12 protein-coding genes are annotated in these 14847 nt (G+C 72.6%); 11 read left to right on the top strand and 1 reads right to left on the bottom strand.

Annotated features, from left to right (window positions below; all coding sequences use genetic code 11):
• Window positions 1-108 precede the first annotated feature (108 nt).
• Window positions 109-717 carry an alpha/beta fold hydrolase gene (locus ACZ66Z_RS34095; protein WP_469939627.1) on the bottom strand — a complete coding sequence of 203 codons (609 nt, stop codon included), beginning with the start codon at window positions 715-717 and terminating at the stop codon, window positions 109-111.
• 78 nt (window positions 718-795) lie between these two features.
• Between ACZ66Z_RS34095 and ACZ66Z_RS34090 the strand changes: the two genes are divergently transcribed.
• From ACZ66Z_RS34090 to ACZ66Z_RS34040, 11 genes are all read left to right on the top strand, one after another.
• Complete coding sequence (locus ACZ66Z_RS34090; RefSeq protein WP_469939625.1) at window positions 796-1335, top strand: LOG family protein; 540 nt, start codon at window positions 796-798, stop codon at window positions 1333-1335.
• Window positions 1336-1342: 7 nt separating this feature from the next.
• Window positions 1343-2041 (top strand): SDR family oxidoreductase, encoded by a 699-nt coding sequence (locus ACZ66Z_RS34085; protein ID WP_469939623.1) that lies wholly within the window; start codon window positions 1343-1345, stop codon window positions 2039-2041.
• A 2-nt stretch (window positions 2042-2043) separates the two neighbouring features.
• Window positions 2044-3042, top strand: coding sequence for a methionine synthase (locus tag ACZ66Z_RS34080; protein ID WP_469939621.1), 999 nt, complete (start codon window positions 2044-2046; stop codon window positions 3040-3042).
• Window positions 3043-3057: 15 nt separating this feature from the next.
• A complete protein-coding gene (gene ligA / locus ACZ66Z_RS34075) occupies window positions 3058-5235 on the top strand; it encodes an NAD-dependent DNA ligase LigA (protein ID WP_469939619.1) in 2178 nt (725 codons plus the stop codon).
• Between the two features lie 315 nt (window positions 5236-5550).
• Entirely contained in the window at window positions 5551-7665 is a 2115-nt protein-coding gene (locus ACZ66Z_RS34070) for a putative bifunctional diguanylate cyclase/phosphodiesterase (protein WP_469939617.1), read from the top strand.
• Window positions 7666-7760: 95 nt separating this feature from the next.
• Entirely contained in the window at window positions 7761-8057 is a 297-nt protein-coding gene (gene gatC, locus ACZ66Z_RS34065; protein WP_015036350.1) for an Asp-tRNA(Asn)/Glu-tRNA(Gln) amidotransferase subunit GatC, read from the top strand.
• A gap of 6 nt (window positions 8058-8063) precedes the next feature.
• A complete protein-coding gene (gene gatA, locus ACZ66Z_RS34060) occupies window positions 8064-9563 on the top strand; it encodes an Asp-tRNA(Asn)/Glu-tRNA(Gln) amidotransferase subunit GatA (RefSeq protein WP_469939615.1) in 1500 nt (499 codons plus the stop codon).
• 5 nt (window positions 9564-9568) lie between these two features.
• Complete coding sequence (locus ACZ66Z_RS34055; RefSeq protein WP_086827418.1) at window positions 9569-9802, top strand: hypothetical protein; 234 nt, start codon at window positions 9569-9571, stop codon at window positions 9800-9802.
• A 16-nt stretch (window positions 9803-9818) separates the two neighbouring features.
• Entirely contained in the window at window positions 9819-11330 is a 1512-nt protein-coding gene (gene gatB / locus ACZ66Z_RS34050) for an Asp-tRNA(Asn)/Glu-tRNA(Gln) amidotransferase subunit GatB (RefSeq protein ID WP_469939613.1), read from the top strand.
• A 203-nt stretch (window positions 11331-11533) separates the two neighbouring features.
• Window positions 11534-12472: a hypothetical protein gene (locus ACZ66Z_RS34045; protein WP_469939611.1), complete on the top strand. Its 939-nt coding sequence runs from the start codon at window positions 11534-11536 to the stop codon at window positions 12470-12472.
• A 212-nt stretch (window positions 12473-12684) separates the two neighbouring features.
• Window positions 12685-14772, top strand: a complete 2088-nt coding sequence (locus ACZ66Z_RS34040) for a phosphocholine-specific phospholipase C (protein WP_469939609.1) — start codon at window positions 12685-12687, stop codon at window positions 14770-14772.
• The last annotated feature ends 75 nt before the right edge of the window (window positions 14773-14847 follow it).

Here is a 14847-nt window from a genome sequence, read left to right as displayed (position 1 = left end):
GCTACGACAAGACCGCCACCATCTACCTCGCCGGACTCCACATCGCCGCCATCTTCATCTGGTCGGCGAGATGATCCGAAGGAAACGGCCTAGGCCCTGTCCTTCGGATCAGGCCCCGCGAGCCCGGCCCGATCCGAAGGGCAGGTCCTGGACCGGCTCGTCCAGGAACTCCTCCAGGACCGGCGCCAGCACGTGCGGGGCCACCTCGTGCGTCTGGCCCGTCAGGGTGCGGTGCCGGGCCCGGGGGAGCGCCGCCGTCAGGGCGCGGGCCGCGTGCCGGGTCGCCGCCGGGCTCGCGCCCCCGTCGACGACGAGCACGCGCGCGTGGACCGTCCGGAGGAGTCCGTCCGCGAGCGGCTCCGGCTCGTACACGGACACCGCGTCCACGGGGAGCCCGGCAGCCGCCCCCGCGAGCGCGAGCACGCCACCCGTCTCCGTGCCGTGCACGGCCGCTCCCGGCCCCGCCGCCGCCAGGACGGCCGCCAGGTCCTCGATCTCCCGCTCCACCGCGCCGGCGTCCCGCCGCTCGTACGTCACGACGGAGAACCGCCGGGCGAGCAGCCCCGCGAGCGCCCGCCCGCTCCCGCCCGCGCCGGGCCCCCCGCCCACGAGTACGACCGGCCGTCCCCCGCCGCGCCGCTCGTACGCGATCTCCGTACCGTCCCGCGACACGACCCGGCCCCGGACCCCGCTCGGCATGGTGCTCACCTCGTCCATGGCAGGGCAGACCGGGGCCGTCCCGGGAACTCATCGCCGCCCGCCGGACCTTTTTCGCGGCGCCTTACGGTGGAGCCCATGAACATCTGCGTCTTCCTCTCCGCCGCCGACCTCGACGAGCGGTACACCGCCCCGGCCCGCGACTTCGCCGCGCTCCTCGGCACGTCCGGCCACACCCTCGTCTGGGGCGGCTCCGACACCGGCCTGATGAAGGTCGTCGCGGACGGGGTCCAGGAGGCGGGCGGCCGGCTCGTCGGCGTCTCCGTCGACTTCCTCGCCCACAAGGCCCGCCCGAACGCCGACCAGATGGTCATCGCGGGGGACCTGGCCGAGCGCAAGGCCCTGCTCCTCGCCAAGTCCGACGCGATCGTGGTCATGGTCGGCGGCACGGGAACCCTCGACGAGGCCACCGAGATCCTGGAGCTGAAGAAGCACGGCAAGCACGCCAAGCCGGTCGTCCTCCTCAACACGGCCGGCTTCTACGACGGCCTGAAGGCCCAGTTCCGCCGCATGGAGGACGAGGGCTTCCTCCCCCGCCCCCTCACCGAACTCGCCTTCTTCGCGGACGACGGCCGGGCGGCCCTCGCGTACCTGGAGGCCGGGATCGGGTCCCGCTGATGGGAGCATGGCTCCCATGGCTACACATGTGATCACCGGAGCGGGTTCCGGCATCGGCGCGGCCGTCGCGCGGCGGCTTCACGCGCGCGGGGACGAGCTCGTGCTCCACGCGCGCGACGCGGGGCGGGCCAAGGAGCTCGCCGCGCAGTTCCCCGGGGCCCGGACGCTCGTCGGGGACCTGGCCGACCCGGACCGGCTGTCCTGGGCCTTCTCGCACCAGAGCCTGCCCGACCGGGTGGACGGCCTGCTGCACGTCGCGGGCGTCGTCGACCTCGGGCCGGTCGGGGAGCTGACCCCGAAGACCTGGCACCACCAGCTGAACGTCAACCTGGTCGCCCCGGCCGAGCTGACCCGTCACTTCCTGCCGCAGCTGCGGGTCTCCCAGGGCCACGTCGTCTTCGTGAACTCGGGCGCCGGGCTCAACGCGCACGCCGAGTGGGGCGCGTACGCCGCGTCCAAGCACGGTCTGAAGGCCCTCGCGGACTCCCTGCGCCACGAGGAGCACGCCAACGGGGTGCGGGTGACCTCGGTCTACCCGGGCCGGACCGCCAGCCCCATGCAGGCGAAGGTCCACCAGCAGGAGGGCAGGGAGTACGACCCGTCGAAGTGGATCGATCCCGAGTCCGTCGCCACGGCGATCGTCACCGCGATCGATCTGCCGCGCGACGCGGAGATCAACGACCTGACCGTGCGCCCGGGGCGGTAGACGTGGACGACAGCAAGCTCTGGGGGCCCGCCACCGGTGTCGGGTCCCTGCCCGGCGGCGACGCGCGCGAGGCGGCGAAGACGGTCACCGGATCCTTCGAGGACTTCCCGTTCCTCGCGGAGCTGCCCGCGCGCGGCCCCGGCGCCGACATGATCGGCCGGACGATCGGGATGCTCGTCGACCTGTACGGGCACGTGGAGCCGAGCGGCTGGCGGATCAGCGACCGGCCGGGCCGGGACACCAAGCGGGCCCGTTCCTGGCTCGGCGAGGACCTGGACGCCCTGGAGGAGTTCACCCAGGGGTACGAGGGGCCGCTCAAGGTCCAGGCCGTGGGCCCGTGGACGCTCGCCGCGGCCCTGGAGCTGCGCGGCGGCGAGGCCGCGCTCGGTGACGCCGGCGCCTGCCGCGACCTGGCCGGCTCGCTCGCCGAGGGGCTCCGCGCGCACCTCGCGGAGCTGCGCAAGCGCGTCCCGGGGGCCCGGCCGGTCCTCCAGCTCGACGAGCCCTCGCTCACCGCCGTGCTGCGCGGGCAGATCCGTACCGCCAGCGGCTACCGCACCCACCGGGCCGTCGACCGGCAGGTCGTGGAGAGCGCCCTGCGGGACGTGGCGGCCGTCCACGACGGCCCGGTCGTCGTCCACTCGTGCGCGCCGGACGTGCCGTTCGCACTGCTGCGGCGCGCCGGAGCGGCGGGCATCTCGTTCGATTTCTCGCTCCTCACCGAACGTGACGAGGAGGCGATCGGCGAGGCCGTGGAGGGCGGGACGAAGCTCTTGGCCGGTGTGGTGCCGTCCACCGACACGGCATTGTCGGACCCGGGCGGTAGCGTCATGGGTGTCAGGACGCTGTGGCGCAGGCTGGGGCTGAATCCGGGGACTCTGGCGGAGTCCGTCGTGGTCACGCCCTCGTGCGGGCTCGCGGGCGCGTCGCCCGCCCACGCCCGGGCGGCGCTCGCCCACTGCGTCAGAGCGGCACGGTCGCTCGCGGACAACCCTGAGTAACGGGAGGACGAAACGGTGGCAGTCGAACAGGGGGCCCTGCCCGCCGAGGCACGGGAGAAGCACGCCGAGCTGGCCGAGCAGATCGAGGAGCACCGCTTCCGGTACTACGTGAAGGACCAGCCGGTCATCAGCGACGGCGAGTTCGACCGGTTGCTGCGCACGCTGGAGGCGCTGGAGGAGGAGCATCCGGAGCTGCGGACGCCGGACTCGCCGACCCAGAAGGTCGCCGGGCAGTACGCGACCGAGTTCACCGCCGTCGAGCACCGGGAGCGCATGCTCTCCCTGGACAACGCCTTCGACGACGAGGAGCTGGCCACCTGGGCGGAGCGGGTCGCGCGGGACGTCGGCACCCCCGACTTCCACTACCTGTGCGAGCTGAAGGTCGACGGCCTGGCGGTCAACCTCACCTACGAACACGGGCGGTTGACCCGTGCCGCGACCCGTGGCGACGGCCGCACCGGCGAGGACATCACGCCCAACGTCCGGACGATCGCCGACGTCCCGGAGCGGCTGCGCGGCGACCGCGTCCCGGAGCTCGTCGAGATCCGCGGCGAGGTCTACTTCCCGATGGAGGCCTTCGAGGGGCTCAACGCCCGTCTGGTGGAGGCCGGTGACAAGCCCTTCGCCAATCCGCGCAACGCGGCCGCCGGCTCGCTCCGGCAGAAGGACCCGAAGGTCACCGCCTCCCGCCCGCTCCACATGGTGGTGCACGGCATCGGCGCCCGCGAGGGCTTCGAGATCTCCCGGCTCTCGGAGGCGTACGCGCTGCTCCGCGAGTGGGGCCTGCCCACCGCCCGGCACAACAAGGTGGTCGACTCGCTCGCCGAGGTGCGGGAGTTCATCGCGCACTTCGGGGAGAACCGGCACTCCGTCGAGCACGAGATCGACGGCGTCGTCGTCAAGCTCGACGAGATCCCGCTCCAGGGACGGCTGGGCTCCACCGCGCGCGCCCCGCGCTGGGCGATCGCCTGGAAGTACGCGCCGGAGGAGGTCAACACCAAGCTGGTCGACATCAAGGTCGGCGTCGGCCGCACCGGCCGGGTCACCCCGTACGCCCAGGTCGAGCCGGTGACCGTGGCCGGCTCCGAGGTGGAGTTCGCCACCCTCCACAACCAGGAGGTGGTGAAGGCCAAGGGCGTCCTCATCGGCGACACCGTCGTGCTGCGCAAGGCCGGCGACGTGATCCCGGAGATCCTCGGGCCGGTCGCCGACCTGCGGGACGGCACCGAGCGGGAGTTCGTGATGCCCGCCGAGTGCCCGGAGTGCGGGACGCCGCTGAAGCCGATGAAGGAGGGCGACATCGACCTCCGCTGCCCGAACGCCCGCACGTGCCCCGCCCAGTTGCGCGAGCGGGTCTTCTTCCTCGCCGGGCGGCAGTGCCTGGACATCGAGAACTTCGGCATGGTGGCCGCGGCGGCGCTGACCCGCCCCCTGGAGGCCGAGCCGCCGCTCGTGGACGAGGGCGACCTCTTCGACCTCACCATCGAGCAGCTGCTGCCCATCCGGGCGTACGTCCTCGATCCGAGCAGCGGACTGCCCAAGCGGGACCCGAAGACCGGCGAGGAGAAGATCGTCACGGTCTTCGCCAACCAGAAGGGCGAGCCGAAGAAGAACGCCCTCGCCATGCTGAAGAACATCGAGGAGGCCAGGACGCGGCCGCTCGCCCGCTTCATCAACGGCCTCTCCATCCGGCACGTGGGGCCGGTCGCGGCCGAGGCGCTGGCCCGTGAGTTCCGCTCCCTGGAGCGGATCGAGCAGGCGAGCGAGGAGGAGCTGGCGGCCGTCGACGGGGTCGGCGGGATCATCGCGGCCGCCGTGAAGCAGTGGTTCTCGGAGGAGTGGCACCGCGAGATCGTGCGCAAGTGGCGCGCCGCCGGGGTCACCCTGGAGGACGAGGGGGCCGGAGAGGACGAGGGGCCGCGCCCCCTGGAGGGGCTGACGGTCGTGGTGACCGGCACCCTGGAGAAGTTCACCAGGGATGGCGCAAAAGAGTCGCTCCAGCGGCTCGGAGCGAAGGTGACCGGTTCCGTTTCGAAGAAGACCGGCTTCGTGGTCGTGGGTGAAAACCCTGGTTCGAAGTACGACAAGGCGATGCAGCTGAAGGTTCCGGTTCTGGACGAGGCGGGCTTCTCCGTCCTGCTCGAACAGGGGCCCGATGCGGCGCGGGAGGCCGCGGTGCCCGTCGCCGAGTAGCGCCGCGCGGGCCGCGCAGACTCACCCGTTCGGCGCATACCAGATGGTGAGGGGTGGCCAGGTCGCATTCGGGCAAGAGAGGGAGAGCGCTGCCCGTACGAGCCCTCGGCGGCCTACTGTGGTGACCGTGCGTCCAGTCCTGCACGCCCGCACGAGGGCTCTGTCGGCCACGGCGTCAGGACATCGGCCCGTGGTACCGGGAGCGGCCGCCCGACGGCGGCCGCACGCCGGACGACGCACGGCCGGACGACGGACGGCCGCCTCACCGCGGCCCATCGCACACCGACGGCACCGCCGCCTGTGAGAGGGACGGGAATGGAACCGACCGAGAGCGCCGCCCCGGTCCCACGGCCGCACGGCCGTGTGGTCCCGCCGGGCTTCCCCTCCCGGCTGCCCGCAGCCGTGACGGGCACCGCCGCCGTCGTGCTCGCCGCAGGGCTCCAGCGAGCCCTGAGCTCCGGCCACGGACTCTTCCCCGCCGGCGTCGTCGGCTGGTCCCTCGCCGTCCTCACCGGCCTCATCGTCGGCCACCTGGTCGCCCTCGGCCGGGACAGGTGGTGGGGCGGCACCGGCTCCGGCGCCGCCCTCACCCTCGCCGTCCTCCTGCTCTACGGCTGGGTGCCCGCCGGACTCGTCTCGCTGACCGTCGTCACCCTGGTCGGCGCCGCCCGCCGGCACCGCTGGCGCCAGGGCCTGCTGCACGGCGCCGCCGACGTCCTCGGCGTCGGCGCCGCGGCCCTCGTCCTCGCCCTCTTCGGAGACGTACCGACCGTCGAGCGGCCCTGGCAGCCCCTCGACTGGACGATCGGGGACCTCCCGGAAGCCGTCCTCGCCGCCGGCGCCTACCTCGTGGTCACCCGCCTCCTCCTGTGGTACACGCTCGCCCCCCAGGGCCGCGGGCTGCCCACCATCGCCCGCTCCGCCCTCCTCCGGCAGGGCCTCGTCGCCCTCGCCCTCCTCGGCATCGCCCCCCTCATCTGCGTCGTCGCCGCCACCCGGCCGGTCCTCCTGCCGCTCTTCGCCGTCCCCCTCATCGCCCTCGACTCCACCCTCTGGATCGCCCGCGCCCGCGCCGAGGAACAGCTCCGCGACCCGCTCACCGGACTCCCCAACCGCCAGTGGCTCCTGGAGCGGGCCTGGACCGCGCTGGAGGAGGCCGAGGGCGAAGGGGTCCGGGCCGCCCTCGTCCTGATCGACCTCGACCGCTTCCGCTCGGTCAACGACACCCTCGGACACCTCGCCGGCGACCGGCTGCTCCTCCAGATCGCCGAGCGGCTCCGCCTCGCCCTGCCCCGCGGCGCCGAGGCCGCCCGGCTCGGCGGCGACGAGTTCGCCGTCCTGCTGCCCACCGCCGACTCCACCACCAGCGCTCAGCGCGTCGCCCGCCACCTCGTCGCCGAGCTCTCCTCGCCGCTCGACCTCGACGGGCTCACCCTCGTCCTGGAGGCCAGCGCCGGCGTCGCGGTCTTCCCCGACCACGCCCTCGACGCCGAGGGCCTGCTGCGCCGCGCCGACGTCGCCATGTACCAGGCCAAGCGCGACCGCACCGGCGTCGAGGTCTACGAGTCCAAGCGCGACTCCAACACCCCCGACCGGCTCGGCCTCCTCGGCGACCTCCGCCGCGCCCTCGACGCCGCCGAGGTCGAACTCCACTACCAGCCCAAGGTCCGCTTCGACGGCCAGGTCGCCGGCCTGGAGGCGCTCGTCCGCTGGGTCCACCCCGAGCGCGGAAAGGTCCCGCCGGACGAGTTCATCGCCATCGCCGAGTCCTCCGGCCTGATGCCGCACCTCACCGAGTACGTCCTGGAGACCGCGCTGGCCCAGGTCGCCCGCTGGCGCGCCCAGGGCCTCGACGTCCCGGTCGCCGTCAACGTCTCGCCGCGCGACGTCCACACCCCCGGCTTCGCCGGAGCCGTCGCCGCCCGCCTCGCCCGCCACGGCGTCCCGGCCGGCGCCCTCCAGCTGGAGATAACGGAGCACGTGCTCCTGGAGGACCCCCAGCGGGCCGCCGACACGCTGAACGGCCTCACCGGCCACGGCGTCAAGATGTCCCTGGACGACTTCGGCACCGGCTACTCCTCCCTCGTCCACCTCCGCCGGCTGCCCGTCAGCGAACTGAAGATCGACCGCTCCTTCGTGGCCCGGCTCGCCGTCGACACCGAGGACGCCGAGATCGTCCGCTGCACCGTCGACCTCGCCCACTCGCTCGGCCTCCTCGTCGTCGCCGAGGGCGTCGAGGACGACGAGACCTGGGAGCGCCTGCGCGACCTGGGCTGCGACGCCGTCCAGGGCTGGCTGGTCGCCGCCGCGATGCCGCCCGAGGAGGCCACCGCCTGGCTCCTGGCCCGCGGCGAGCACGGCTGGCGCCGCCCCGCCGACATCGCCGCCCAGGTCGACCTGGACCACCCCTCGGGCCAGGTCGTGCAGTGACCCCGCCCCCTCCGGGGGCAAACCGTTTCACGGGCAGCGGCACCGGCCCCATAGGATTGGGCCAACACCATCAGACTCATCCCGTGAGGATCCGCATGCCTGGCATCACGCGCGAGGAGGTCGCCCACCTCGCACGGCTGGCGCGTCTGGAGCTGAAGGGCGAAGAACTCGACCACTTCGCCGGTCAGCTCGACGACATCATCGGCGCGGTCGCCCGCGTCTCCGAGGTCGCCGACCAAGACGTACCGCCGACCTCCCACCCGCTGCCGCTGACCAATGTCATGCGCGCGGACGAGGTTCGTCCGTCGCTCACCCCCGAGCAGGCGCTCTCCGGCGCCCCGGCCCAGGAGCAGCAGCGTTTCAAGGTGCCGCAGATCCTGGGGGAGGACTAAGAAGTCATGACGGACAACACCATCATCAAGCTCACCGCGGCCGAGATCGCCGGGAAGATCGCCGCCGGCGAGCTGACCGCCGTCGAGGTCACCGAGGCCCACCTCGCCCGCATCGAGGCCGTCGACGAGAAGGTCCACGCCTTCCTGCACGTCGACCGCGAGGGCGCCCTCGCCCAGGCCCGTGCCGTCGACGAGAAGCGCGCCCGGGGCGAGAAGCTCGGCCCGCTCGCCGGTGTGCCGCTCGCGCTCAAGGACATCTTCACCACCGTCGGCATGCCGACCACCGTGGGCTCGAAGATCCTGGAGGGCTGGATCCCGCCGTACGACGCGACCCTGGTCAAGAACCTCAAGGCCGCCGACGTCGTCATCCTCGGCAAGACCAACATGGACGAGTTCGCGATGGGCTCCTCCACGGAGAACAGCGCCTACGGCCCGACCGGCAACCCCTGGGACCTGACCCGGATCCCCGGCGGTTCCGGCGGCGGCTCCTCGGCCGCCCTCGCCGCGTACGAGGCCCCGCTCGCCATCGGCACGGACACCGGCGGCTCCATCCGCCAGCCCGCCGCCGTCACCGGCACCGTCGGCGTCAAGCCGACCTACGGCGGCGTCTCCCGCTTCGGCATGGTGGCCTTCTCGTCCTCCCTGGACCAGGGCGGCCCCTGCGCCCGCACGGTCCTGGACGCGGCCCTCCTGCACGAGGCGATCGCCGGGCACGACCCGCTCGACTCGACCTCCATCGACGCCCCGGTCCCGCCGGTCGTCGAGGCCGCCCGGAACGGCTCGGTCGCCGGCATGCGCGTCGGCGTCGTCAAGCAGTTCCGCGGCGAGGGCTACCAGGCCGGCGTCGTGCAGCGCTTCGACGAGTCCGTCGAGCTGCTGAAGTCGCTGGGCGCCGAGATCGTCGAGCTGGACTGCCCGACCTTCGACCTCGCCCTTTCGGCGTACTACCTGATCGCGCCGTCCGAGTGCTCCTCGAACCTGGCCCGCTTCGACGCCATGCGCTACGGCCTGCGGGTCGGCGACGACGGCACGCGGTCCGCCGAGGACGTCACCGCCCTCACCCGTGAGGCCGGCTTCGGCGACGAGGTCAAGCGCCGCGTCATCCTCGGTACGTACGCCCTGAGCTCCGGCTACTACGACGCGTACTACGGTTCGGCGCAGAAGGTCCGCACCCTCATCACCCGCGAGTTCGAGAAGGCCTTCGAGGAGGTGGACGTCATCGTCTCCCCGACGACCCCCACCACCGCCTTCCCGATCGGCGAGCGCGCCGACGACCCGATGGCGATGTACCTCGCGGACCTGTGCACCATCCCGACCAACCTGGCCGGCAACGCCGCCATGTCGCTGCCCTGCGGCCTGGCGCCCGAGGACGGCCTGCCCGTCGGCCTGCAGATCATCGCCCCCGCCATGAAGGACGACCGGCTCTACAAGGTCGGTGCCGCCGTCGAGGCCGCCTTCGTGGAAAAGTGGGGACACCCGCTGCTCGAGGAGGCTCCGTCGCTGTGAGTGCCATGGCAAAGAAGGCCAAGAACTTCAAGAAGTCCAAGACCGGCCTCTACGTCTCGCTGGCGACGACCGCGTTCGGCGCGGTCAGCGTCGCGAAGCAGGCCAAGCTTGCCCGCAACGACCACGACATGCTGCGGCTGATCGACTCCGCCGTGTCCGCCGCCGCCATCGTTACCGGCCTGGCGATCCTCTACCGGGAGCTGAAGCGCCTGGGCGACGACGACGTCCTGCTGGGCTGAGAGGGAAAGTCTCACCGTGACCGTCACTGAACTGCTGTCGTACGAAGCGGCGCTCGCCGAGTACGACCCCGTCATGGGCCTGGAGGTCCATGTCGAGCTCGGCACCAAGACGAAGATGTTCTGCGGCTGCTCGACCGAGCTGGGCGCGGAGCCCAACTCGCAGACCTGCCCGACCTGCCTCGGCCTGCCCGGCTCCCTGCCGGTGGTCAACGCGATCGGCGTCGAGTCCGCGATCAAGATCGGCCTCGCGCTGAACTGCGAGATCGCCGAGTGGTGCCGCTTCGCCCGGAAGAACTACTTCTATCCGGACATGCCGAAGAACTTCCAGACCTCCCAGTACGACGAGCCGATCGCCTTCAACGGCTACCTGGACGTCCAGCTGGAGGACGGCGAGGTCTTCCGCGTGGAGATCGAGCGCGCCCACATGGAGGAGGACACCGGCAAGTCCACCCACATCGGTGGCGCGACCGGCCGCATCCACGGCGCCTCCCACTCGCTGCTCGACTACAACCGGGCCGGCATCCCGCTCATCGAGATCGTCACCAAGCCGATCGAGGGCGCGGGCGAGCGGGCCCCCGAGGTCGCCAAGGCGTACGTCGCCGAGCTGCGCGAGCTGATCCGCGCCCTGGGCGTCTCCGAGGCGCGCATGGACAAGGGCCAGATGCGCTGCGACGTCAACCTGTCGCTGCGCCGCAACGGCACCAAGGCGTTCGGCACCCGCTCGGAGACGAAGAACGTCAACTCGCTCCGTTCGGTGGAGCGCGCGGCGCGCTTCGAGATCCAGCGGCACGCGGCCGTCCTCGCCTCCGGCGGGACGATCGTGCAGGAGACCCGTCACTTCCACGAGGACGACGGCAGCACCACCTCCGGCCGCATCAAGGACAACGCCGAGGACTACCGGTACTTCCCGGAGCCCGACCTCGTCCCCGTCGCCCCGGCCCGCGAGTGGGTCGAGGAGCTGCGGAAGGGCCTGCCCGAGCTGCCGCGCGTGCGCCGCAACCGGCTCCGCGAGGAGTGGGGCGTCTCCGAGGTGGAGATGCAGGCCATCCTCAACGCCGGCGCGGTCGACGCGATCGTCGCCACGACCGAGGCGGGCGCGGACGCGGCCTCGGCCCGCAAGTGGTGGATGGGCGAACTCGCCCGCAACGCCAACGAGAAGGGCGTCTCCCTGGAGGAGCTGCCCATCACCCCGTCCGACGTGGCCCGGGTCTCCGCCCTGGTCGCGGCCGGCGACCTCAACGACAAGCTGGCCCGTCAGGTCATCGAGGGCGTCCTCGCCGGCGAGGGCACCCCGGACGAGGTCGTCGAGAAGCGCGGTCTGAAGGTCGTCTCCGACGACGGCGCGCTCGGCACGGCGGTCGACGAGGCCATCGCGGGCAACGCCGCCATCGCCGACAAGATCCGCGGCGGCAAGGTCGCGGCGGTCGGCGCCCTGGTCGGCGCGGTCATGAAGGCCACCCGCGGCCAGGCCGACGCGGCGAAGGTCAAGGACCTGATCCTGGAGAGGCTGGGCGTCAGCGAGGGCTGACCCCGTTCTTCTCGTACGCGTACGAGGGCGGCGCCCCGGGTTTCACGACCCGGGGCGCCGCCCTTCGCGCAGGCACGCGCGACGACCGTCGCCGGTCTGCCGCAGGGGCCGGCAGGGGAAATCCACGATGACGCCCGGCGCATCGATGTGAGAGGCTCCGCTCCGCTCCGCCGAACCCGGCGGGGCGGGGGAGGGAACGGGAAATGTCGCTGGAACCCGAGGACTACGTCACCCGGCTGCGCGAGCAGGCGAACGATCCGGGACGTGAGGAGGCGCTGCGGCGCGACAGGACGGCACGGCGCCGCAGGGCCGCCCTCGCGGCCGGTGCCGGTGTGCTGCTGCTCGGTGGGTTCGGGTTCTGGCTGGCCGATGTGACGGAGGGGGAGCGGCCGCCGTACGAGCCGTTCGGCGCGCGGACGGTCAACGAGGAGATCTGGCCCCTGGAATGGCCGTACTCGGCGGACATGCCGTTCCGGAACTCGCCCGCGGCCGACTGGGGGGTCGGGGCCGACGGGATCTACGTCCCCGTGCCCGTGCCGTCCGGCGGACTCACCGCGCAGGAGATCACCGCCGTCCTCGAGGACGTGAAGACCCTGCTCGTCGAGACCAACTTCCCGGAGGACGACGCCCCGGCCGGCGCCGAGCCCGCGGCGCTCGCCCTGCTCGATCCGCGCGGAGCCGACGGCGCCGTACGGAAGGACATGGTCACCCGCTTCGACCCCGAAGAGGTGTACCCGCACGAGAGCGGCGTCAGGACGCGGGGCGCGATGACCTACGAGGTCTCACCGGCGGGGGAGGTGGTGGTGCACGTCGACTACACCTTCGTCCATCCGCTGGTGACGGCCGGAGTGGCCCACGAGGTGCTCCCGGGCCTCCCCGAGGCGGCCCGGGTCTCCGTGCGGCGCCAGATGACGTTGACGTCGAGGGGCGGGAAGCTCGTCCTGGGCGCCTACGCGAGCGAGGTCGCCAACCACGACTGCTCGGCGCCGAAGGACGGCTTCCTGCACCCGCTCCTGGCCGAGGGGCGGTGGAAGGCGGCCCGGGCGGCCGAGGGAGCCCAGATCTCCCTGGCGGACCTCTACGACGAGGAGCGGGTCCTCCCGAGCGGCCCCGGCCACTGCGTCACCCCGAGCGGGACCTGACGCCCGAGGGGCGCGGCGGCGGGCGTGCGTGGCCGGAAACCGCTTGGATTCCCGTCTCGTTCTCATGGACGTTCACCCTCGCGCCCCCGTCGGGCCTCCTCGTGGTCATCCCGTCTCACTACCGTCCCCGGCGAACCACCCCATGGCTCGAAGGCGAACCATGGGCCGTCGACTGGAGGTCGGTCTTGTCCCCGGAGATTTCCCGCAGAAGGATGCTCGCTCTCGGCGGAGGTGCCTTCGGCGTCGCCGCGACGGGCTCGCTGCTGCCGCCGTCGCTGCAGGCGGCGATGGCCGCGGAGCCTCCGGCCGGTGGGATGGCGGCGATCCGGCACGTGGTGATCCTGATGCAGGAGAACCGTTCCTTCGACCACTACTTCGGCACCCTCCGCGGCGTTCGCGGATTCGGTGACCGCAATGCCATCGAACTGCCCTCGGGCAGGCCGGTCTTCGAGCAGCCGGCCGCACTCGGCCGGACCGTGCTGCCCTTCCCGATCCGCGGCGCCGCCGAGACCCAGCAGAAGGACCTGCAGTACATCGGCGACCTCGACCACTCCTGGGGCGGTGGCGGCAAGGCCTGGCGCGGCGGCTGGATGGACGGCTGGGTCTCGGCCAAGACCGCCGCCACCATGGCGTACTACGACCGGCAGGACATCCCGCTCCACTACGAGCTCGCCGACACCTTCACCATCTGCGACGCGTACCACTCGTCCATCCACAGCTCGACGAGCCCCAACCGCAACCACCTCTGGTCCGGCTGGACCGGCTTCGAGGCCGACGGCAGCCGGGCCGTCACCAACGCCGCCTACGCCGAGGACACCCACCCCGGCTACGGCTGGCCCACCTACGCCGAGCGGCTCGAAGCCGCCGGGCGGAGCTGGAAGACGTACACCGAGTGGGAGAACTTCACCGACAACAACATCGAGTTCTTCACCACCTTCAAGACGATCGCCCGCAAGGCGCTCGCCGGCACCGGCGGGCACACCTTCATGGAGTCCTTCTACGCCGCCGTCCGCGACACGGAGGACCCCGCCGAGCGGACCAGGCTGCTCGGACTCCTGGAGGAGGGCGTCGCCACCCTCACCGCCGCCGAGCGCTCCCTCTTCGAGCGCGGACTCCGCCGCGTCGAGAGCGGCACCCTCGCCGACGCCTTCCGCGCCGACGTCGCCGCCGGCACCCTCCCCGAGGTCTCCTACCTCGTCCCCTCCGCGATCGACTCCGAGCACCCCGGCGCCTCCTCGCCGGTCGCCTCGGCGACCCTCGTCTACAAGGTGCTCGACGCCCTCGGCGCGCACCCGGACGTCTGGCGCCACACCGTCGTCCTGATCAACTACGACGAGAACGACGGCTTCTTCGACCACGTCCCGCCGCCGGTCCCGCCCGCCGACGACACGGACGAGCGCTGGAAGGGCCTGCCCACCGGCCTCGGCATCCGCGTCCCGCTGCTCGTCGTCTCCCCCTGGTCGGTCGGTGGCTACGTCTGCTCCGAGACCTTCGACCACACCTCCGTGATCCGCTTCCTGGAGAAGCTGACCGGAGTCGCGGAGCCCCAGGTCACCCCCTGGCGCCGGACCGTCACCGGCGACCTCACCTCCGCCTTCGACTTCAAGAGGGCCCGCCGGCAGCCGCCCGTCGAGCAGCCGGGCCCGATCCCGCCCTTCACCGGCCGCTGGCGGCCCCAGCCCCCGGCCGTGCAGAAGATGCCCGTCCAGGAGCCCGGCGTCCGGCCCGCCCGCCCGCTGCCGTACCAGCCGGACGCCTTCGCGACGACCGGCTCCGCAACCCGCTCCGGCTCCGGCTCCGGCTCCGTGACGGTCGCGCTCAGCAACCGGGGCAGGGCGAGCGCGCACCTCGCGCTCTACCCGTACGCGGGCGAGTTCGCCGTCCCGCAGCACCGGGACGTCAGGGGGGAGGGGGAGTGGACCGTCCCCGTTCCGGGTGATCACTACCGCTTCACGATCACCGGCCCCAACGGCTTCCGGCGCGAGTTCGAGGGCCCCGCGGCGGGCGGCGCCGAGCTCGCGACCCGGATCGACCACCACGAGCGCGACCTCCACCTCACCGTGCGGAACACCGGCTCCGCCCCGCTCGCCTTCACCGTCCGGCCGCTCGGGTACGGGGACGAGCGCGACCTCGCCGGCTGGACCCGCACCGTCACCGTGAAGCCCGGGAAGACCCGTACGGTCGTGCACTCGGCCGCCGACGCGCACGGCTGGTACGACCTGGAGGTGACCACGCCCGGCGGCTTCCGCCGCCGGCTCATGGGCCACATCGAGAACGGCCGCCCGAGCGTCTCCGGCTGAGCCCCCCGCCGGGGCCGGGGGCCGAGGTCCCCGGCCCCGTGCCGCATCCTGTGAGGATCGCCACGAAAAGGACAA

It is taken from the genome of Streptomyces sp. NPDC107498, assembly GCF_055582805.1.
This window is presented reverse-complemented; position numbering and strand designations above follow the sequence as displayed.